Raw genomic sequence first — 21,998 nt, 5'->3', positions numbered from 1 at the left:
TTGTTGCGATTTTTTGTTTTTTTAGACAGTCAGCATTACCAGCTCGACACAAGGGCGAAAAGAATCAGATATAATATTTTCCAAGTTATGTTATTTGACATTTAAATATAGCAAGGGTTGTCGTATTAAAAATATTTTTCAAAACCACAAAGTGCGTAAAACAACATTTAGTTATATCAAGTTTTTAAAAAACTGAAAAAAAGGTTTGGCGCTAGTTTTATTATAACTGGGTCATGTTCAGTTTTATTACCTACTTATTTTAGCTCGGTCTATAAATATAAATTCTAATCCAAAGTTACCGACCAATTACCGAATATGTATTTTAAGTAATATTATTTTAGGAGTTTTAAAAAAAATGAATCTAATTTGGTCTGCAGTAGGGCAAGTTGTTAGTTCTTGTCTTCCGGTGTTTTTATTAATTTTTCTTGGTTGGTTATGTGTTCATAAGAATATTTTTACCAAAGACTCCAAGAAGTTATTATCCGGTTTAGTGTCAAACTTTGTATTTCCGGCATTGCTTTTTGTGCATACATCACATGCTAAGCCGTCTGAAATATTCAACGGCATTTGGATGATTGCATTCTTCTGTACAATGTCATTTTTATGGATAATTTGTTTTTTAACCAATAAATACATTTTACATAAAGATTTAAAATCAACAGCGATGAATGCGATGTTATGTTGTTTCCCCAATATGGGGGGAATGGGCGTACCATTTTTAACATTGATGTTAGGTGCGTCGTCAACCATTTCAGTTGCTGTAGCGAATTTTGTGGTGGCGTTATCATTGATACCAATGACGATTTTCTTATTGGAATTGTGTGATACGAAAATATCAGGCGGAAAAGTAACGGGCAACATGGTATTTAGCGCAGTGAAAAACTCGTTAATGAAACCAATGTTTTTAGCGGTTATTCTGGGCTTAATTGTTAGTGTTACAGATGGAACAAAATGGTTACCACATTTTGTCTTTAATACCTTTGATATCATGTCAAATGCTTGTAACTTTATTTCGTTAATTGCCGTTGGGGTAGGTATTTATGGTGTTAAATTGAATTTTTCAAAACCGTTGATTGTCAATGTGATTTTAAAAAGCTTCTTTACACCTGTAGTGGCTTTAATTGCGGTAAACCTTTTTGGTATTACGGGTATGGAAGCGGAAGAGTTAGTATTCTTGTTAGCGATGCCAACAGCATCAACAGCCGTTATTTTGGCTTATAATTGGAATGTTGAGCAAGAACAAGCTTCAAGTATCTTTTTTGCTTCAACAATTTTATCCATCTTTATTTTACCAACGTTACTATTAATTATGCATTTTACGGTACCGGGCGTGCAATAAACAATTTGTTTAAGCGAAAAATGGATATAAAAAACGGGCATTAAGCCCGTTTTTTGTTTATTACTTGTTGTTTTTTATCTTAGCTGTGTTTGCTTTAGCATAAGATAAAACAGTATTTAGATATGATTGTTTATTACAATTTAAATAAATTTGTCACTAATGTAAAAAGCTATTTTTGTGCAATAAATACCGCTCGCATTGGGGCAGGATAACCCTCAATGGTTTTACTTAGATCATTTGGATCGAGAAAATCAGCAAGTGAATCAGACGTCATCCAATCGGTTTTACGTTGTTCTTCTAAACTGGTTTGTGAAATATCTACCATTTTGACATCTTTAAAACCGCATTTTTGTAGCCAATTTATCATGGTAGGTACCGATGGAATAAAGTAAACATTGCGCATCTGTGCATAACGTTCACCTGGCATAAGTGCTTGATGTAAGTCACCTTCAATAACGAGTGTTTCTAATATTAATTGCCCGCCATCAACAAGCTGATCTTTTAATTGGTAAAGATGATCAAGTGGCGAACGGCGATGATATAACACACCCATTGAAAATACCGTATCAAAAGCATTAAGCTTTGGTAGCTCTTCAATACCAAGCGGTAATAAATGTGCTCGCTTATCATTGCCTAATAATTTTCTGACGGCTTCAAATTGACATAAATAAAGAGCCATAGGATCGATGCCTACAGCAAGTTTAGCCCCAGCGCCAATCATTCGCCATAAGTGATACCCACTATTACAACCAACATCTAAAACAAGTTTACCTTCTAAATTGTCAATATGATGAATAAGGCGTTCCCATTTCCAATCAGAACGCCATTCAGTATCGATATCTATACCATAAAAATGAAATGGTCCTTTACGCCAGGGCATCATGTTCTTTAATAGCTGAGTAATACGTTGCTGTTCCCCAGTTGAAAGAGGTATTTGCGTTTTTACGCTGACACCATGCAATAAATCTATATGATAGGGCGTTATAACAGGTAAGTGTTTAATACTATTTAGCCATTGAGTAAAACGGCTATCTAAGTTTTGTTTTTGCCAGTTGGCTAATTGTGCCGGTAAGACTTCAAGCCAGCTACTGAGCCTATTTTTTGCGATAATCTGGTAAAAATCACCAAAATCGATCATTCTTTTGTGTCCTTATTAATTTGATTTTTGACTGATATATGGATTAATAACTATCCTAAATAACAGCTATTTTATAGCAATGATAGAACCAAAATTGAAACATTGAAACCAAGTGTTAATATGTGTAAAACCTGCTTTGGTTAGGCGTTCATGATGGATTTCGACAGTATCAGTCAGCATGACATTTTCTAACATATTACGCTTTTGACTAATTTCTAATTCACTGTAACCATTCGCACGTTTGAAATCATGATGCATATTGAACAGTAAGTCATCAATAGTTGAATCAGTAAAACTAAATTTTTCAGATAATACCAATATACCATTGGTGTTTAATGCTTGATAAATCTTATTTAAGACTTGTTGTCGGGATTCTGGTGATAAAAATTGTAATGTAAAATTGAGAACAACCATGGATGCATTTTGCATCTGGATATTACAGATGTCGTCACAGATTACATCAACGGGCGTGTTGGCTTTAAAGGCGTCGATATGGCGTTTACAACGTTCAATCATCGGTAACGAATTATCAATAGCTATAATATGACAATTTTCATGTTTAATATTACGGCGGATAGAGAGCGTTGCCGCACCTAATGAACAACCTAAGTCATAAATCATCGAATTCGGTTGGACAAATCGTTCAGCCAACATACCAATCATAGAAATAATATTCGAATACCCCGGCACCGAGCGTTGAACCATATCCGGAAATACCTCGGCAACTTTTTCATCAAAAGTCCAGTCACCTAATTTATCGATAGGGGTTGAAAATAATTGATCTATTTTTGAATTCATAAAAGTTGAAGTTATAGATAACGAATAAAAAATAATTCTGTTATGATACCACTTTTTTCAGTTAATTTGTTTGAAGCATTATGAATTTTGTTATTCTTTTTATAAGTTTGATGAGTATTTTAGTCATTATTTACTTAGGTAAACGGTGGTTGTTTTGGCTAGATTTTCATTTAAATGGTTATTTGAAATTGGCTTATTGGTTAGCATTAGCAACCATTGCTATCACATTTATCCTGTCAAAAGTATTGAATAATTTTCCGGCCTTTTTTGGTATCTTATTCAGTTTAGCTATCTGTTTTGTTTATGCAACATTGCTATTTGACTTTATTCACTTAATAAGTAGAAAAAGATTTAAACCCGATTTTTGGGTAAGTTATGTTTATGTCGGTTGCGTAATTGTACTGTTTATATTTGGTCATCAAATGGCGACTAATTCTAAAATAGTGAATTATCAAGTTACGATTAATAAACAGGCTAATGTTGATCATTTACGTATTGTTCAATTGAGTGATATTCATCTTAATGGGTTAACTCAACGTAAATTTATTAAGCAAATGATTGATGAAGTTAACAAACTTAATGCCGATTTAATCGTCATCACGGGTGATACGCTAGATAAACAATTAAAATCATTTACAGAAACTGACTTTAATAAACAATTTTCACAATTGAAATCGAAATATGGTACCTATATTATTTTTGGTAATCATGAATATCTAGCCATTAATAAAGAGCATCCTCATGGTGAGGATATTGTTGATGCGTTTAAAGCTGCCAATATGCGCGTTTTACGAGATGATATTGTGTACCTTAGTGATTTGAATATCACGTTAATTGGTCGAGAAGATTTTTCATCGAGTAAGTATGATTTAAAACGAGCAGAACTAGCTGATTTAATGATGTTTGCCGATACGTCTACACCCATCATTTTATTAGATCATCAACCCAAACATCTTGATGAAACAGCCAACGCTGGGGTTGATTTGATGATTTCAGGACACACGCATGGTGGACAACTTTTTCCAATCAATTTTTTGTTATCTGTTATTTATAAAAATGCTGATGGGATATATCATGATTCAGAAAAACAATTTACCAGTATTGTAAGTAGCGGTTATGGCTTTGGAAGTATACCTTTACGCTTAATGACACGTTCAGAAATTGTTGTCATTGATGTGACGTTTGATAATAACAAAGAAAAATCAAATCATTCTTTAGAATAGGTAATTAATATTGACTTATCAATTTATTATAAATAATGAACAACTCGCTAATTTTTGTTCAAAAATTAAAAATAGTGCAGCTATTGCATTGGATACTGAATTTGTTCGAACTCGAACTTTTTATCCTCATTTAGGCTTACTTCAGGTATTTGATGGTGAATTTGCAGCCTTGATCGATCCTATTGCAATCACAGATTGGCAATGTTTAATCGACATTTTTCGAAATGATGCCATTGAAAAATATTTTCATTCTTGCAGTGAAGATATTGAAGTATTTATGCATCATTTTGATTGTGTCCCAACGCCAATCATTGATAGTCAAATTCTTGCTTCTTTTTTAGATAATCCATTAAGCAGTGGTTATGCTAGTTTAGTTAAAAAATATCTTAATATTGATCTTGATAAAAGTGAAACCCGTACAGATTGGTTGAAACGACCATTGACAGACAAACAGTGTCAATATGCGATTAATGATGTGATATATCTGTTTCCGTTAATGCAAAAACTCAAATCACAATTAACCAGCAACCATTATTTAGCTGCCGCTTATCAAGAGTGTCAAATGGTTATTGGTCGCAAATGTGAGGTGATCAATCCGGATGATGCTTATCTGAATATTAAAAATAGCTGGCAATTGAAAGGTAAGAGTTTAGGGCAGTTATATAAATTAGCGAGTTGGCGCTATCAATTAGCTAAGCAACAAGATATTGCTGTAAACTTTGTGGTCAAAGAAGATATATTATGGAAAATAGCCCGTTATTCACCGTCATCCTTGTCTGAACTCGATAAATTAGGATTACATGGAAAAGAGATTCGGTTATATGGTCAGCAGATTCTGAATATTTTGTCTGAACCGATTCCAGACATTCCAGCAATACGCAGAGTAAACAGCTACCCTGATTATAAAGTGATCTCAGACCAATTAAAAAATGCAGCAGTCAAGATTGCCTCACAAACGGGGCTTAATCCAGATTTGTTACTATCCCGACGATTAATAAACCAATACGTGAAGTGGAAGATTGATAAAATAGGGCAGGAGCCAGAAATTTTATCAGGCTGGCGAAAACCTTTATTTGAACCCTATTGCCAATAAATGTGGCTAATGAGCAGATCATATCTGCTCATTTAATATGACATTTTTTTCAATTATCAATGTATAAATTTGACAACAATTAAGCAAGTTGTGTTAGCATTGATTCGACAATCAGTGAGGATTGCGTTGCAGCCAATTTTAAGAAAGATTGAAAATCAACGGCTGATTCACTATCACCATTATCCGAAATTGCTCTAACCACCACAAAAGGTATCTGATATAACCAACAAACATGACCAATAGCAGCTGCTTCCATCTCAACGGCGATAGCATTGGGAAATGTTTGCTTAATTCGTTCCAGATTGGTTTTTCCGTTGATAAATGCATCACCACTACCGATCGACCCTTCAATAGCGTTGACCCCTTGTTTTTTAATACACTCTTTGGCTAATGTTTGGAAAGTTTCACTTGCATCAAAGGCAATCGGGCATCCTGACATTTGACCAGGTTGATAACCAAACGCTGTCAAATCCACATCATGATAAAATACATTTTTCGATACCACGATATCGCCAATGTTTAATGCTGTTGATAGTCCGCCTGCTGAACCTGTATTGATAACAGCATCAACTTGATAATTATTCAATAATAGGGTGGTGCCTGATGCTGCTGCGACTTTTCCAATGCCTGATTGAAGAAGGACAATTTCACAATTGGCTATTTTACCAAGATGAAAATCGCAATTTAGATGGCGTTCCACTCTATAATGGGTAATTTTACTTTTTAATATCGCAACTTCTTCTTCCATTGCGGCAATGATAGCGATTCTCATACGATCCTCATGACTAACGTTAAGTAACTTAAATTAAGATGTGATATCATAATTGCTATGTGTTAACTTGACAACATACAACTATCTGGGAGAAGAGAATTGCGCACAATATTTATAACGGGCTGTTCAAGTGGAATAGGGCTGATTTCGGCTGTTGCACTCAAACAACGAGGATATCGTGTTATTACTTCTTGCCGTAAAAAAGAGGATCAAAAAAAACTTATTGAGCAAGGATTCGAAGCTGTGATTCTTGATCTCAATAATCCTGATTCAGTTACTCAAGCCGCTAAGGAAGTATTAGCATTATCCAATAACAAGTTATATGGTTTATTTAATAATGCCGGATTTGGTGTATATGGTCGATTAAATACCATCAGTCGTGAGCAGTTAGAATCTCAATTTTCAACTAATTTTTTTGGTGTTCATCAATTAACTCAATTACTCTTACCCGCCATGATTGAACATAATGAAGGACGAATTATACAAACCAGTTCAATCGTTGGTATTATTGCAACACCGGGGAGAGGTGCTTATTCAGCCAGTAAGTATGCTTTAGAAGCTTGGTCGGATGTGTTAAGACTTGAATTGGCCAATACAAATATTAAAGTGTGTTTGATTGAACCCGGTCCATTAACTACGGCTTTTTCAAAAAATGTGAATCAAACAGAAAAAACACATCGGATTGAAAATCCACCAATAGCTAAACGATTTACCTTACCGCCCGAGGCCGTTTTGCCATGTTTATATCATGCCCTTGAACATCGCAAACCTAAAATACGTTACAGGGTAACAAAAGTAACCCAGTTAGCGGCGATTGGCAAACGTTTGCTTCCGGATAGATTAATGGATAAAATTTTACTCAATAAATAATGAATCTTAATATTCATAGGAAATAATATGCAAAACCCTTTTATTTTTGATGTTAATGAACAAAATATTCAAGAAATTTTAGAAAAATCAACTAAACAGCTTGTGTTATTTTACTTTTGGTCACCAAGAAGCCCAAATTACGAAGAAACGACACAAACATTGACAAAATTAGCTGATGAATATCATGGTCAATTTATTTTAGCGAGTGTCAATTGTGATGAGCAGCAGATGTTGGCTGCACAGTTTGGACTACGTGCTATTCCGACTGTTTATTTATTCCAAAATGGCCAACCTCTAGATGGTTTTCAAGGACCTCAACCAGAAGAAAAAATCCGTGAATTATTGACTAAAGTGTTGCCTAATGAAGATGAACTTAAATTAATTGAAGCACAAAATCTATTTAATGAAGAAAAATACGAAGAAGCGTTGCCATTATTAAGACAAGCATGGAAGAATTTGAAGGATCATTTAGGTAAGCCAAGATCCGATATTGCATTCATGTTAGCCAAAGCACAGATTGCATTAAAGCAGTTAGCGGAAGCAAAAGACGTTTTAGATTCTGTTCCATTGCAAGATCAGGATACTACATATCATGGATTACAAGCTGAAATTGAGTTATTGGAACAAGCTGCAAATTCTCCAGAATTGCAATTATTACAAACTGAATTAGAAAAACAACCGGATAATGTAGAGTTGATGATCCAATTATCATCACAATTAATGCAAGTAGGTCGGCAAGAAGAAGCACTCGAATTACTATTTAAGCCGCTTACTCAAGATCTTAATGCTGGTGATGGGCAAGTTAAGAAAACCTTACTGGATTTGTTAGCTGCGCTTGGCACAAGTAATCCATTAGCTGCTTCTTATCGTCGTAAACTTTATACATTACTTTATTAAGATGAATTAAAGAAAAAGATCATGATTCAACAATAACTTTATTGTTGAATCATCAGTTTTAGTGTTCGATTACTCGAGGGAAGTTTTCATTACTGCGTAGCGTTAATACTTCAACACCATTATCAGTTACTAAAATAGTGTGTTCATATTGTGCAGAAAGTCCATGATCTTTGGTTTTTACGGTCCAACCATCTTTCATTGTACGAGTACGCCAGTCACCTGTGTTTACCATAGGTTCAATGGTGAATGTCATACCTGGTTTTAAAATAACGCCACCATCATCAGCATCATAATGTAAAACTTGGGGTTCATCGTGATAAACTTCACCAATTCCATGACCACAATATTCTCTAACAGATGAAAAACCAAATTTTTCAACATATTTTTGAATTGTTTTGCCGATTTCTCTTAATCGTAAACCCGGTTTAATAATTTTAATCGCTTCATACAAACTTTCTTGTGCTACTTGGCATAATTTTTCGCCAGCAACGGTTGGTTTTCCAGCAATATACATTCTTGATGTATCACCGTGATAACCGTCTTTGATTACAGTGACATCAATGTTAAGTATGTCACCATCTTTTATTTTTTTATCAAAACTTGGGATACCATGACAAACAACGTCATTGATTGAAATACAGCTCGTATGTTGATAACCGCTATAGCCGATATTTGCAGGGATAGCTTTTTGAACATTGACAATGTATTCATAGCAAATTTTATCCAGTTCACCTGTCGTAATACCGGGTTTGACATAGGGTTCGATCATTTCTAATACATCGGCGGCAAGTTTGCCAGCGATACGCATTTTTTCGATTTCTGTTGGCGTTTTTAACTTAATAGACATTAAATTGTTCCTGTAATGTTAATGGCTATATCCTATCATATAGCGCTATTACGTCAAACCTTGGTAATAAAATAATTAAATACCTTTTTGATAAATAATTATTTTTTATTTTCAAAAAGTCAGTTTCAGGCTGTCTCTTATGGTTTGGCTTAAAATAACTAATCTTTGAAACAATTTAATTATATAATAACTTATTATAAAACGAGGTTATGACTATAATGCAGTGTCGCTATTATCAGCAAAAAAAATGTTTATCCTGTAACTGGATCAATTATCCTTATACCACTCAACTTCAAGAAAAACAGAATAATTTATTAGAAAAAATAACGGAGTTTAACCCTAAAGAGGTTAAGCCACCCGTTGCTAGCTCAGAAGTCGCTTTTCGTAATAAGGCAAAAATGGCTGTACTTGGCACCGTTGAAAAACCGATATTGGGTATGGTAAATGATAATGAAGCTATTGATCTTTGCGATTGTCCGCTTTATACCACCAGTATGCAAAATATTCTTAAAATGGTACGAACATATATCCGTAAACAAGGGTTAGTTCCTTATAATATTAATAAGCGAAAAGGGGAATTAAAGTTTGTCATCATTACAGAAAGTACCACCGAAGAAACAAATGGTTTTATGATTCGATTTGTGATGCGATCACACAAGTTTGTGGAGAAAATCAGAAATTCACTTCAACAGCTTCAAAACAAAATTGAAAATTTACAGGTTGTTTCAATAAATATTCAACCTAATCATTCAGCTATTTTAGAAGGTGAAGAAGAAATTGTCCTTACCCAGAGTAGTTATTTGAATTTTACATTGAATTATATACCCCTTTATATTAAAGCTAAAAGCTTTTTTCAAACCAACACCAATATCGCTAAAAATCTTTATCAAACAGCGAGTGACTGGGTGAATAATTTAAATGTAAGATCCATTTTGGATCTGTTTTGTGGCGTAGGTGGTTTTGGTTTACATTGTGTCAATGCTGCAAATAACAAAAATATCAACTTAACAGGAATTGAAATTAATTCAGATGCAATAGAGTGTGCTTCACGAACAGCAGATGAACTGGGTTTTACTCATCTTACATTTAAATCATTAGATGCAACTCGGTATAGCATCGGACAACAGAATATACCTGACTTAGTGTTACTCAATCCACCAAGAAGAGGGGGAGGAGAAACATTAATGCAATTCTTAGCTCAGGTTAAACCTTACTATATTTTATATTCTAGCTGCAATTTATCATCATTAGTTGAAGATATACGCTTATTATCGGATTACCAACTTAAGAAAGTTCAATTATTTGATATGTTTCCTCATACCTCGCATATGGAAGTATTAGTTTTATTGGAAAGAAAAGATGGATAAGGTATGATTAATCGCCTTTACAAATAGTTAACAACATAATGTTAATTGAGTAATGCCTATAAAACAATAGGGCTATACAGTGCACCTAATAACAATGATTTAAGTTATAACTGAATAATTAATAGATTAACTGATTGATCAAGTAGCGATTAAACTTTAATCTATCGAGCTAATTATTAAAAAAATAAATTAAAAAATTTAAAGGAGATTTTTATGGCTGAGTCCAACATTGAGATAGTTCAAAATACAATAAATAGCCTTCATGAATCCGTTTTATCGATCATATTGTCAACCATTAATCCAAATGGAGATGTCGAAACAAGTTATTCACCTTATTTTTTTGATGGTAAGGATTACTATATACTTATTTCTGATTTAGCCCCACATAGTCAGAATATCAAGGCTAATGCCCATATCTCAGTGTTTATTATTGAAGATGAATCTAAAACAAAGAACATCTATGCTCGTAAACGTTTAAACTTTCAAGCAACAGCTAATATGATTGAAAAAGATTCCGAATTGTTTAATGCTATTATTGAGCAATTTGCTTCACGAGTCAGTAAGATGGTTTATATGTTGTCAGAAATGAAAGACTTTAATTTATTTAAAATTTCACCAAAGCAGGGCAGACTGGTTATTGGATTTGGTAAAACCTATCAAATCGATCATCAAAATAATAGTATAACGCAAGTTGATGAAAGCTATATTGCCAATCAAAAAGCACAATAACAGAATTAAAACTTTGTGAAATTGATGATACCTAATCGCTTTACATTGAAAGGAATGGAGATAATTACCCATTCCTATTCATGAAATAGACAAGATTATTAAATTTCGATTCATGACTTAACTATAGATAATAAATAGTATTATTGAGTGTTTTCATCTTTCAAATCAGTTCTATTTTTATAGAGCATAAGTAAAAAGCCAAATTTACCAATAGAAGCTTGTAAATTATGATAATATTGAATATATAAAACTCAATTTAGGATAAATAAAGATTATGATACCTGATGTTTCTAAAGCACTTAATTGGTTAGAAAAACATTATACGATTTTACAAGGTATTCAACGTGGATTGGAACGAGAGACCTTACGAATTTTACCCGATGGTTCTTTATCTAAAACGCCTTTTCCCAATAAAATTGGTTCAGCCTTAACTCACCCTTGGATCACAACTGATTTTGCAGAGTCGATGCTTGAGTTTATAACACCAGTAAATACGAACATTGATTATATGCTCACGTTTTTACGAGATTTACATCGTTATGCCAGTATTAATATTGGTGATGAAATGATGTGGCCACTAAGTATGCCGTGTTTTGTTGCCAAAGAAGACGATATTATATTAGCACAATATGGTTCTTCAAACGAAGGGCGTTTTAAAACGCTGTATCGTGAGGGATTAAAAAACCGTTATGGTGCAATGATGCAAACTATTTCAGGTGTCCATTATAATTTTTCTTTACCGACAGCATTTTGGCAAGCAAGAGACGGGATAAAAAATACCGAAGAGGGTAAAGACGTTATTTCAGAAGGCTATTTCACTTTAATTCGTAACTATTATCGCTTTGGTTGGGTAATCCCGTATCTTTTTGGCGCATCACCATCAATGTGCTCTTCATTTATTCAAGATCCAGAAAAAGCGAAAGCATTTATTGAACAAACTAACGGCAACTGTTATTTACCTTATGCCACCTCTTTAAGGCTAAGCGATATCGGTTATACCAATAATGCTCAAAAGCAATTGGGTATCACGTTTAATCATTTGGATACTTATGTCGAAGGATTAAAACGTGCAACTAAAACACAATCCCCCGAATTTAGTCGCTTAGGCATTAAAGTTGATGGTCAATATCGTCAATTAAATGATAAAGTCTTACAAATTGAAAATGAGTTTTATGCACCGATTCGTCCTAAACGTGTTCCTAAGGCAGGGGAATCTCCTTCAGATGCATTGCTACGAGGTGGAATTGAGTATATCGAAGTCAGAGCTTTAGATGTTAATCCATTTTCACCAATCGGTATTACAGAAGAACAAATTCGATTTATCGATTTATTTTTAATTTGGTGTGCATTAGCACCGGCACCTGAAATGAGCAGTCAAGAGCTAGAGTGTGCAAAATTAAACTGGAATCGAATTATTTTAGAAGGTCGAAAACCGGGTATTGAAATAACAATGGGGTGTGGAAGTTATCATGAACCAATGGCCAAAGTAGGTCATCAATTATTTAAGGATTTACTACGTGTTGCTGATGTTTTAGATCATCATGATGAAAAACAGCATTACCGTAAGGTTTGTGAACGACTTGATGTTATGTTTGATTACCCGGAATTAACTTTATCTGCAAGAACATTACAGGCGATAAGTGATTTGGGGACAGCTAAATTTGGTTTAGCTTTAGCAAGTCAATATAAAAAACAGTTATTGTCAGAACCTTTAGCCGTGTTAACCGATAATGATTTTGTTCAACAACGCTATATATCACTCGAAAAACAGAAAAAATTAGAAGAAAATGATAAAGTATCGTTTGATGAATATTTAGCTCAACAAAATAAATAGTTAATATGTTTAAACATCGAGATTATACATTACGATATCGGGCAAATAATGAGGTAGAAATTATTTTGCCCAATAGTCAAATGATAGTGAATAAACCATTAATTGATAAAACCACTTTTACCATTATGGTTTGGAATATTTTTAAACAAAAAAGAGCCGACTGTATTCAGATTTTAGAACATTATGCAGATAAAACTAAATTGATATTATTACAAGAAGCGCAAACCACACCACAATTATTGAACTTTATTACCCGACAAAATAAGATAGCAGACCATGTGCCTGCTTACTGCTTCAATAATATTTATGCTGGAGTGATGACAATTACAGATACATTACCTATCTCTATCTATTCATTTAGAGAAAAAGAACCCCTTATTCGCGTTCCAAAATCTGCTTTAATAACAATTTATCCTATTTATAACTCTACACAACAATTGCTAGTTGCGAACATTCATGCCGTTAACTTTAGTATTGGTGTCAAAAGTTATCGGCAACAAATGCATATGCTATTAAATCGAATCAAGGAACATAATGGACCGGTGATCTTAGCTGGTGATTTCAATGCTTGGAGTCAACAGCGGTTAAATCTTTTATATCATTTAGTAAGTACAATCGATCTCAAACCGGTGAATTTTTCAAATGATATTCGAAAAACATTTATGGGAAGACCATTAGATTTTGTATTTTATCGAGGATTACAATTAGATACAGCAAAAATAATTAGTACTTCGGCATCTGATCATAATCCTTTATTGGTCAAATTTAGATTGGATTTGCAAGGTTAATGGTTAATACATCACCTTCTTTTATATCCTGATCTGTCAAATTATTCCAAGTTAAAATATCTGTAATTTTAACACGATAATTTTTAGCTATAGTTACCAAATCATCACCCGCTTTAACTTGATAAGTGATCTGCTTATTTAATTTAGTATGAAGCGTTTTATTTTTATTATTTATTCCACTTGATCCTTCGGACTTGATTGCTACTGTTTTGACTTCCAAAGGCATAGTGTTATGAGGCACATCTTGTAAAAGTTCTGTAATTTCGGCTGAAACAAGATTTTGTGCTTGTAGCTTTTTATGTAAATCTTCCGCATAAGAATACGGAACCAGTAAATGGAATGGTCCACTTACAGTTTGTTGTAAATAGCCTGCATTAAAACTTTTTAAGTCGTTAATGGGTATCCCAGTATATTGAGCAATTTTAGCTAATGAAATATTTTTAGACATATCAATTCTAACTAATGAGTTTTCATAGTTACAATCAGGTAATTTAATACCGTAACGTTCACTATTTTTTACAATATCAATAATGGCTAAAATCTTTGGTACATAGTGTCGGGTTTCAGTTGGTAAATCCAGCGCCCAATAATTTGTTGGTAAACCATTTGCTTTATTTTGTGCAATTGCTTTTCTAATGCGACCTTCGCCAGCATTATAAGCAGCAAGAGTTAATAGCCAATCTCCTTTAAAACGACCGTTCAGATCTTTTAACAGCGTTATTGCTGAATTTGTTGATGCAATCAGATCACGTCTTGGATCAAATGAGTGACTTTTATTTAGACCGTATTCTCTGGCCGTTATGGGTACAATCTGCCATAAACCGGCAGCTTTACCAGCCGATGTTGCTAACGGATCGTAGGCACTTTCAATCAGTGGAATTAAAGCTAATTCTACCGGTAAATTATTTTGACGTAATTGATCCATTATGTAATATACATAAGGCTCAGAACGAAGCGCTGTAGTTTCAAAAGCTTTAGGGTTGCGTAATAAAAGCGTTCTTTCTTCTTTAATACGATTATTTTCAGGGACTTTTACATTCAGTTGGCTTATCATATAATGCCAAGGATTTTGAGTGATTAATTTATTATTAATTCCACTACTTTTTAAAAGTCCACTGGTAACGATTGATTCTGAGTTATGTGTTGGATAGACACTACTATTATATTGAGATTGATGGTTTTGGCATGCAACCAAAAACGAACATAATGCTGTGAATATATATAACTTTTTCATTACCTTAAAACATTAAACATTTATTAAAACCGTATATTATACCTAAAAAATATCCTTTTGGCTTCTAAAAAAAACAAATAAATCTAACTCATTGTTAAAATTAAATTTATTTTGTATGTTTTTTTCTTTACATCGCAGAAAAACATTAATTTGTTTTTCATTTCTTAAAGTAGATGGTAAAGTAATTGATTTATCAGAAATTAAATCATAATAGGTACTAATTTTAGTGTCATTTGGTAACATATTTAGTGCAAAATCGAGATTAGATTTTGTATATTCATGACCTGCACAAATTAAGGTATCATCCGATAATTGGGCTAATTTGTTAAGTGAATTTAGCATTTGTTGATGTGTACCTTCAAATATACGTCCACAACCAGCCGATAACAGCGTATCGCCACAAAAAAGATAAGGCTGACAATAGTAAGCCAAATGACCTAATGTATGACCTGGTACAGGAATTATCTCAAATTTAAAATCGGCAATAATTAATTTATCACTATTTTCTACATATTGGATGGGTAAAGGAATCTCTTTAGGCCCATATACCTCAATAGAATTAAAATCATTTTGTAGTTTTACCACACCGCCAATGTGATCTATATGGTGATGAGTAAGCAAAATTGCAAGGGGTGTTAAATTATGTAGATGTAGATAGTTATAAACAGGTTCGGCTGCCCCTGGATCAATGATAATAACTTGTTTTGCGTTATTTTCTAATAACCAGACATAATTGTCTTTTAATACGGGGATTATGTGTAATTTATACATAAATAAAATCCTTGCTATTAAGTGACATTCGATAACTATAATGGCTTGGTCTCATGTTAAATAATAGGGTTTAAAACTCATTATGCTGAATTTGATTCTTCAAAAAAAGTATCCATTAAAGTAGGGGACTCAGCTTTAGATTTGGCAATGATATCACATTGTTCATTTTCAGGATGCCCGGCATGGCCTTTAACCCAAATCCAATCGATTTTATGTTTTTGTACCGCTATATCAAGCCGCATCCATAAATCAACATTTTTGACAGATTTGTTATTTGCGGTCTTCCATCCATTTTTTTTCCATGTATAAATCCATTTTGAAATGCCATTTTTCAAATATTGGCTATCAGAATAGAGATCAATTTGACAAGGCTCTTTTAATTTTTCTAAAGCGACAATTGCGGCTAATAACTCCATTCGATTATTAGTTGTATTAAAATATCCTTCTGCTAAGATTTTTTCATTGTGCTTATATCTTAAAATGGCAGCATATCCGCCAGGACCAGGGTTTCCAAGACAAGAACCATCTGTGTATATTCTGATTTGTTTTAACATTTTTGCAAACTTTTCGGCAAACTAGGTTGATATCTCCCAAAATGTAACACAAATTAAAAATGGTAAGCAAATCTGAAGATTCAGCTACAAATAGCGGGTAGGTATCAACATTAATAGTATTTAATGGTAAACTATATCACTAATTCGTAGTTTTCCCAATGTTTGATATAAAGAGAATAACGTGATAACTCATTCTACTCGCCAAATTGTACTCGATACAGAAACAACAGGTATGAATCAAGATGGAAATAATCATTATGAAGGACATAAGATTATTGAAATCGGCGCCGTTGAAATCATCAATCGCCGCTTAACAGGCAATCATTTTCATGTTTATATTAATCCAGAACGCTTAATTGATGAAGAAGCGTTTAAAGTCCATGGTATAAGCAATGAAGCTATTAAAAATGAGCCGATATTCAAAAATATTGCCCATGATTTTATTAAGTTTATTGATGGTGCTGAATTAATTATTCATAATGCATCGTTTGATGTTGGATTTATGGATTATGAGTTTCGTCTTTGTGGTTTAGATTATAAAACTGCTGATCACTGTATTGTGACCGATACCTTAGCAATGGCAAGACGCCTGTTCCCTGGCAAACGTAATAATTTAGATGTACTTTGTGAACGCTACCAAATTGATAATTCACATCGGACACTCCATGGCGCTTTACTGGATGCTGAGATTTTAGCTGAAGTATATTTAGCTATGACGGGTGGACAAACGACATTATCCTTTAATACGGATGAGCATAGTCTAGCTAATGGTGAAAACAGTAATACTCTGCAAAAAATAGAGCGAGGATCGACTCCTTTAAAAGTCATAAAAGCCTCAGAATATGAACTATCAGAACATGAAACTGTTTTATCCAAAATTGATAAAAAAAGTGGCGGAGCATTATGGCGCGCCAGTAAATGATTGTTTTCTATTCAATTGATTGCATATTTTAAAATATCTATTGACGCCATCGAAAATAATCTTTAATATCACGCCTACTTCAGCAGTGATGCCTTGAAGTAGTCTAAAAAGCGGAGCGGTAGTTCAGTTGGTTAGAATACCTGCCTGTCACGCAGGGGGTCGCGGGTTCGAGCCCCGTCCGTTCCGCCAATTTCATCAGTTTTCCCTTAATGTTTTTGTTCCAATCCTCTATATAAAATCAATAGTTATTTATAATTCGCCTTTTTGAATTTTAATCAAATAATTGAGTGCTTCTTCGTTATTTTGTAATCCATGATAAAAACAGGCATCCCAATTATTGGGTGTTCCGCCATTATTCTCGTAAATTAATTGGATTTCATATAATTTTTTTATGATGTCTTCTAAATTAATTGCGTTTTTTATATATACCTTTGGTGATTCACATAATTTTGTCCATAAATAAGAGAAATGATTCTTGATTCCTGAAGGGATGACAATATTCTTGATGTGCCATTCAACTATAATTTTTTCTTCATCTTTTACATCTATGGCTATAGGAGTAATTAACGGTGCTCGCCAGTCTGGTTTAAAGTGAGATGACATGATTCTTTTTTCAATAAATTTATCAAAATAAGGGTGAATAGGCCTTTCATGTAATATATCTCCTTTTATTTTTAATGATCGTTCCTTATTGCATCTATCACAAGCAGGTATCAGGTTCTTGGAAAAAAAAGAGTATTCTGGAAAGATTGATTTAGGTAAATAATGATCGATTGTTCCATTGCCATGTCTCCCACACATTGGGCATGCACCTTGAATACTTTCTCTCAGCGATTTAATGAATTTAAGTGCTAGTGGCGGGTTATCATATAAAAGATTCATGTGTTTTTTAAATGCCGATAATGAAGGTATTGTTTCTTCTGACAATGAATTAATAAACCAAGGGTTACCATTATGCTTATCATAATGTTCGTAAGATTTTTTAATAATATCGATATAAGATGAAATAAACCGAATATGTTTTCCTTTTCGATTTTTTTGACAAAGTTCATCTAATTGACAGCTATCAATAATTTCTGCGCTATTATATTGTGGAAAATTTAATTTTCTCATATTAATATTCCATATTATTCCTTAGCTGTAAGAGGGCATCAGGACTTATTTCACCAATATATTTATCGAGAATTTCATCGAAGTTTAAATCATCTTTAATGTTATCAACTAATTCATTGTATAGATGGATTAACAGATCATCGCCAAAGATTTCATTTGAAATGCTGGTCACATTAGCGCCTAACGTTTGCATTCGCGGCTGCTTAATTTTGAAATCTACTTCATCTTTTTCGATAATATGAACTTGTGCACTTTGTACTTCTCTGACAATATAAGGAGAATGAGTTGCGATTATAGCGATGGATTTTGTGGTCTCTAATACATTATTAAGAATTCTCATAAATTGAGAAATAAGATTAGGATGTAAAAAAGTTTCTGGTTCATCAATAAGCAGTACCGATGCCGGTCCGACATTGGCAAAAACGTTCAAAATAAAACGGATAAACGTTGATTGTCCTAAACTTGGTAGATATTTTTCGTCATTTTTATATATAACTAGATTTTTTTCTCGGTCAATCGTCGCTATCCTATCAAGCCAACGTTGCTCACCATTGTTTCGGGCAAAGTTTTTTATTGCGATTTCGTGGTGTTGATCTAAGTTAGCCGAATGATCCACTAAAAGCGGAACTTTTATTGTTAAATCATAAAATTCTTGAGAAATGATATTACATAATTCGGATATTCTATTGTTTCTTAACACATCTACCAATAAATGATTGTCTGTTTTTTCATTAAAAACCCTGTCGTTCTGAATATTAGGATCTAGCTGTGAAATAGAAACACTAGGATTACTGATAAGTTCTTTGTCAATTGAATTAAGTGTTGCATGATGAGCAAACAAAATAACTTGGTTAAAGTCAAGTTGTGGAACAATTGAGATATGTTTTGATTGCCTATCAGCAAGCGCTTTAACGAGTTCTGTCAGTATCGTTGTTTTTCCACATCCATTTTGCCCTATTATGGTCGCAATGCGACCCCGCAATTTATTCTGATTGGTAAATTTAAATTCGAGTTGAAGAGAATCTAAATTTTTAAACGTAATATTGAAGGGTTTTTTAGAGTCCGCATTTTCAATAACTTTACCTTGTATAATTGAATATCCATGCCGATAAGCAAAATACGCCTCACTCGTTCTAAGCATAGCTCGACTATAAACTTCGGTTTTATAAAAATCATCCCACTTTGGTATGCTAGAAGGTTTATCCACATATAAACAAATATCATTTATTTCTTCTAGAATGTTTATTGCTTTTTCAAAACCAATTAATCGGCTGATGGCGCTATAAGATTTTTGATTTGTGAATAAATGAGCAAAGGCTAAACTTACCGAAGATAAATTGATATACTGCTTTTTTTTTAGGATTTTCAGAACATATTTATAGGTATTATCCTGATTTTTAAAAGCAAATTTCGAATCAAACCATTCAATAGAATTATCATTTAATCGGATACCTATTTCCGTCGCTAACTGGTATCCAAAATCGTTCCAATAACTATCTATCGGTCTTATAAAAACCGCTCCTTCTGTTAAAAATTTTGTCGAACAATCAGGAGAACAAAGAAGTATAGTTAACTTTTCCTTTTTTTCCATATTAAAACTAATCCAAAACTAAAATTACCGAAATATGTAATTGTTTTTATATAACACATTTAACATAAATGCAAAGAAAAATGTAATTTAATCAATATGAAAAAATTCTGTTTCATAACGTTTCTTTCTTTTAAAACTCTGTTATATACTTAGATTATCCCACAATGAATAATTAATCCTAACAAAAGGCGTAATGATTAAGCTTTTTTGGAATATTAAATTCATGCTTTGTTATTCGCAAAAACAAATTTTAATAATTATTTATAAGTACACTCAGTTATGTTAAAAAAATGGTTATTTATTATTATAGGTGGTGTTTCATTTTTGCTGGGAACAGTAGGCATTTTCGTGCCACTTTTGCCAACAGTACCTTTCTATTTGTTAACAGCATATTTATGGCTCAATAGTTCAGATCGTCTTTATCGCTATTTTACTCAAAGTCATTATTATCAAACTTATATACAAAAGATGCTTATTGAGAAGAAAGCATCTAAAAAAAGTTTGTTTAAAATGCTAGCCATGGTTTTTATCGTATTGTTAATCCCATTTATTTTGATTCATTCATTGCATGTGCGTATTATTTTAGTGATCGTTTTTTTAGCGCACATTGTTGTTGGATTTTATTATTTTAGAAAAAAGAAAATTTAAAGAGAAAAGAAATATAATTACAGGGTAAGTTACCCTGTAACAATAGTGTATATTGCCAATAATCTAGTTAAGACTTTTCTTAATCTCTATAGCAAGTAGCGGATTCCACATGGCTCCTGTCGCACTCATTACAGCATCAGCCCCACTTTTAATGAATTGGTGATAATGTTCACTGGTGCTAACTCCACCAACACCTATAATGGCAAATTTTAAATCCATTTGTTTACGATATTTATCAAGGCGACTAACCATATCTAATCCAGCCCAACGAATGGCATCGCCACAAATTCCACCTTCTTTTCTGTTTTCTCCTAAAGCTGGCTGACCATTTGCGTTAACAGGTTTGGCTGATAAGGTATTAATAGCACTTAATCCATCAATTATCGAACCGACTTTAGTAAGTAATGAAATAATTTTTTCATCATCTGGAAAATAGGCCAGTTTAAGTATAAGTGGACGATCGGGAACAGCATTTTTAATTTCATTTACAATTCGTTCTACTTTATCAACATCAAAACAGAGTAATTTACTTGCTCCTTCATTTGGGCAACTCAAATTTGCTTCAAGAATTGGGGCATTAGTTTCTCTTACTAATTTAGCGGCTAACGCATAATCTTTTTCTATTTCGCCATGTCCTTGTGTTCCTTGAAAGCTACCAATAACATATTGACCTTGACCAGCTGCTTTTACCGCATCAGCCATATCGGGTTGCCAAACATCGGGAGCAAGAGAAGGAACACCAAACGAGTTGGTAATTGATAGCGGTTGAGTATAATTTGTGTCAGCTAAAACTATATCAAGGTGGCTAGATAATTTACCATTAGGATGAACAGATAACACATTCGGCAATGGATGACATTTGTGAAATCTTGTTCTTACAGTTTTATAGACGCATAAGTCAAATCCATACGCAAAAGCAGCCTTAATATAATTGGCATTTAAAAGGGGACCGGCAGGCATTCCAAATGGTAAATTAACATCAAGATTAAGAAATTGACTGGTTTGGGTTGCGACATGTTCAACGTGACTCAATTGTGTAAAAAGTCCAAAAGGACCGTTTGCATAATTATCTTCATAACTGATAGAGGGATCGTAAAACGGCGTTAAAGATTTCATAATATCTCCTGTGATGAGCACTTAAAAAAATTCTGAGGAAAGAGGGGGTTATTTTTGATAAAAAAAATCCTCCATAAAGGAGGATCAATAAATTGAATTAAAAAAGAGTGATACTTAATTTTGGATAATAATTTTTCTTTTTTCACTCTAATCATTCCTAGGTTCTCTTGAACAAACTTGCATGCATTCTAGCTTAATCCATTCAAACTTCAAGCCAATTATAATGATAAATATGTAACTAAATGAAATGGTTGCAGTGTTTTTTTTTAGATTTTAACGCTGCAATATGACAATCTTGAAAACTTTTTTGCTTACTTGAGCAACAATGCTATTTGTTTAGATAAACAAATAGCA

General features: G+C 33.2%; 21 protein-coding genes and 1 tRNA gene. 12 read left to right on the top strand and 10 right to left on the bottom strand.

Annotation, left to right across the window (positions count from 1 at the left end; translation table 11 throughout):
- The first annotated feature begins 355 nt into the window (after positions 1-355).
- Entirely contained in the window at positions 356-1,339 is a 984-nt protein-coding gene (locus A9G10_RS00665) for an AEC family transporter (RefSeq protein WP_065557775.1), read from the top strand.
- Between the two features lie 169 nt (positions 1,340-1,508).
- On the opposite strand, the gene cmoB is transcribed toward A9G10_RS00665, so the two are convergent.
- A complete protein-coding gene (gene cmoB / locus A9G10_RS00660; protein WP_065557774.1) occupies positions 1,509-2,477 on the bottom strand; it encodes a tRNA 5-methoxyuridine(34)/uridine 5-oxyacetic acid(34) synthase CmoB in 969 nt (322 codons plus the stop codon).
- Between the two features lie 66 nt (positions 2,478-2,543).
- Positions 2,544-3,275, bottom strand: coding sequence for a carboxy-S-adenosyl-L-methionine synthase CmoA (cmoA, locus tag A9G10_RS00655; RefSeq protein WP_065557773.1), 732 nt, complete (start codon positions 3,273-3,275; stop codon positions 2,544-2,546).
- Between the two features lie 80 nt (positions 3,276-3,355).
- On the opposite strand from cmoA, the gene A9G10_RS00650 reads away from it, so the two are divergent.
- Complete coding sequence (locus A9G10_RS00650) at positions 3,356-4,498, top strand: metallophosphoesterase (RefSeq protein WP_065557772.1); 1,143 nt, start codon at positions 3,356-3,358, stop codon at positions 4,496-4,498.
- A gap of 10 nt (positions 4,499-4,508) precedes the next feature.
- A complete protein-coding gene (gene rnd, locus A9G10_RS00645; RefSeq protein WP_065557771.1) occupies positions 4,509-5,591 on the top strand; it encodes a ribonuclease D in 1,083 nt (360 codons plus the stop codon).
- Positions 5,592-5,670: 79 nt separating this feature from the next.
- Here the strand turns inward: rnd and A9G10_RS00640 are convergent, their stop codons facing one another.
- Positions 5,671-6,363, bottom strand: coding sequence for a 5'-methylthioadenosine/adenosylhomocysteine nucleosidase (locus A9G10_RS00640; RefSeq protein WP_065557770.1), 693 nt, complete (start codon positions 6,361-6,363; stop codon positions 5,671-5,673).
- Positions 6,364-6,462: 99 nt separating this feature from the next.
- On the opposite strand from A9G10_RS00640, the gene A9G10_RS00635 reads away from it, so the two are divergent.
- Both A9G10_RS00635 and A9G10_RS00630 read left to right on the top strand, forming a co-directional pair.
- Positions 6,463-7,233 carry an SDR family oxidoreductase gene (locus A9G10_RS00635; protein WP_065557769.1) on the top strand — a complete coding sequence of 257 codons (771 nt, stop codon included), beginning with the start codon at positions 6,463-6,465 and terminating at the stop codon, positions 7,231-7,233.
- A gap of 27 nt (positions 7,234-7,260) precedes the next feature.
- Entirely contained in the window at positions 7,261-8,130 is an 870-nt protein-coding gene (locus A9G10_RS00630) for a thioredoxin family protein (RefSeq protein WP_065557768.1), read from the top strand.
- Between the two features lie 58 nt (positions 8,131-8,188).
- Here the strand turns inward: A9G10_RS00630 and map are convergent, their stop codons facing one another.
- The gene (map, locus tag A9G10_RS00625) at positions 8,189-8,977 is read right to left on the bottom strand and encodes a type I methionyl aminopeptidase (protein ID WP_065557767.1); all 789 of its coding nucleotides are present in this window, start codon (positions 8,975-8,977) and stop codon (positions 8,189-8,191) included.
- A 218-nt stretch (positions 8,978-9,195) separates the two neighbouring features.
- On the opposite strand from map, the gene rlmC reads away from it, so the two are divergent.
- The 4 genes from rlmC (at position 9,196) to A9G10_RS00605 (ending at position 13,695) form a co-directional block, all read left to right on the top strand.
- A complete protein-coding gene (rlmC, locus tag A9G10_RS00620) occupies positions 9,196-10,344 on the top strand; it encodes a 23S rRNA (uracil(747)-C(5))-methyltransferase RlmC (RefSeq protein WP_065557766.1) in 1,149 nt (382 codons plus the stop codon).
- A 213-nt stretch (positions 10,345-10,557) separates the two neighbouring features.
- Positions 10,558-11,073 carry a HugZ family pyridoxamine 5'-phosphate oxidase gene (locus tag A9G10_RS00615; RefSeq protein ID WP_065557765.1) on the top strand — a complete coding sequence of 172 codons (516 nt, stop codon included), beginning with the start codon at positions 10,558-10,560 and terminating at the stop codon, positions 11,071-11,073.
- Between the two features lie 274 nt (positions 11,074-11,347).
- Entirely contained in the window at positions 11,348-12,907 is a 1,560-nt protein-coding gene (gene gshA / locus A9G10_RS00610; protein ID WP_065557764.1) for a glutamate--cysteine ligase, read from the top strand.
- A gap of 5 nt (positions 12,908-12,912) precedes the next feature.
- Positions 12,913-13,695 carry an endonuclease/exonuclease/phosphatase family protein gene (locus A9G10_RS00605; RefSeq protein ID WP_065557763.1) on the top strand — a complete coding sequence of 261 codons (783 nt, stop codon included), beginning with the start codon at positions 12,913-12,915 and terminating at the stop codon, positions 13,693-13,695.
- On the opposite strand, the gene A9G10_RS00600 is transcribed toward A9G10_RS00605, so the two are convergent.
- The 3 genes from A9G10_RS00600 to rnhA form a co-directional block, all read right to left on the bottom strand.
- Positions 13,673-14,929 (bottom strand): transglycosylase SLT domain-containing protein, encoded by a 1,257-nt coding sequence (locus tag A9G10_RS00600; protein WP_081298945.1) that lies wholly within the window; start codon positions 14,927-14,929, stop codon positions 13,673-13,675. The genes A9G10_RS00605 and A9G10_RS00600 overlap by 23 nt on opposite strands.
- A gap of 42 nt (positions 14,930-14,971) precedes the next feature.
- Positions 14,972-15,700 carry a hydroxyacylglutathione hydrolase gene (gene gloB, locus A9G10_RS00595; protein WP_065557762.1) on the bottom strand — a complete coding sequence of 243 codons (729 nt, stop codon included), beginning with the start codon at positions 15,698-15,700 and terminating at the stop codon, positions 14,972-14,974.
- Between the two features lie 80 nt (positions 15,701-15,780).
- A complete protein-coding gene (gene rnhA / locus A9G10_RS00590) occupies positions 15,781-16,254 on the bottom strand; it encodes a ribonuclease HI (protein WP_065557761.1) in 474 nt (157 codons plus the stop codon).
- Between the two features lie 181 nt (positions 16,255-16,435).
- Here rnhA and dnaQ point away from each other — a divergent pair, with 181 nt between their 5' ends.
- Together dnaQ and A9G10_RS00580 are read left to right on the top strand one after the other, a co-directional pair.
- Complete coding sequence (gene dnaQ, locus A9G10_RS00585) at positions 16,436-17,176, top strand: DNA polymerase III subunit epsilon (protein ID WP_065557760.1); 741 nt, start codon at positions 16,436-16,438, stop codon at positions 17,174-17,176.
- A gap of 112 nt (positions 17,177-17,288) precedes the next feature.
- Positions 17,289-17,365 (top strand) — tRNA-Asp (locus tag A9G10_RS00580).
- 60 nt (positions 17,366-17,425) lie between these two features.
- On the opposite strand, the gene A9G10_RS00575 is transcribed toward A9G10_RS00580, so the two are convergent.
- A complete protein-coding gene (locus A9G10_RS00575) occupies positions 17,426-18,289 on the bottom strand; it encodes an HNH endonuclease (RefSeq protein WP_065557759.1) in 864 nt (287 codons plus the stop codon).
- Between the two features lies 1 nt (position 18,290).
- Complete coding sequence (locus A9G10_RS00570) at positions 18,291-19,880, bottom strand: ATP-dependent nuclease (protein ID WP_065557758.1); 1,590 nt, start codon at positions 19,878-19,880, stop codon at positions 18,291-18,293.
- 279 nt (positions 19,881-20,159) lie between these two features.
- Between A9G10_RS00570 and A9G10_RS00565 the strand changes: the two genes are divergently transcribed.
- Positions 20,160-20,528, top strand: a complete 369-nt coding sequence (locus tag A9G10_RS00565; RefSeq protein WP_065557757.1) for a YbaN family protein — start codon at positions 20,160-20,162, stop codon at positions 20,526-20,528.
- A 63-nt stretch (positions 20,529-20,591) separates the two neighbouring features.
- Here A9G10_RS00565 and A9G10_RS00560 read toward each other — a convergent pair whose 3' ends face one another.
- Positions 20,592-21,644 carry a dihydroorotate oxidase gene (locus tag A9G10_RS00560; protein WP_065557756.1) on the bottom strand — a complete coding sequence of 351 codons (1,053 nt, stop codon included), beginning with the start codon at positions 21,642-21,644 and terminating at the stop codon, positions 20,592-20,594.
- Positions 21,645-21,998: the final 354 nt, after the last annotated feature.

The organism is Gilliamella sp. wkB308 (genome assembly GCF_001690185.1).
Classification (GTDB): Bacteria; Pseudomonadota; Gammaproteobacteria; order Enterobacterales; family Orbaceae; genus Gilliamella; species Gilliamella apicola_I.
The sequence above is the reverse complement of the archived record's forward strand: the minus strand, read 5'-3'. Positions and strand labels throughout refer to the sequence as shown.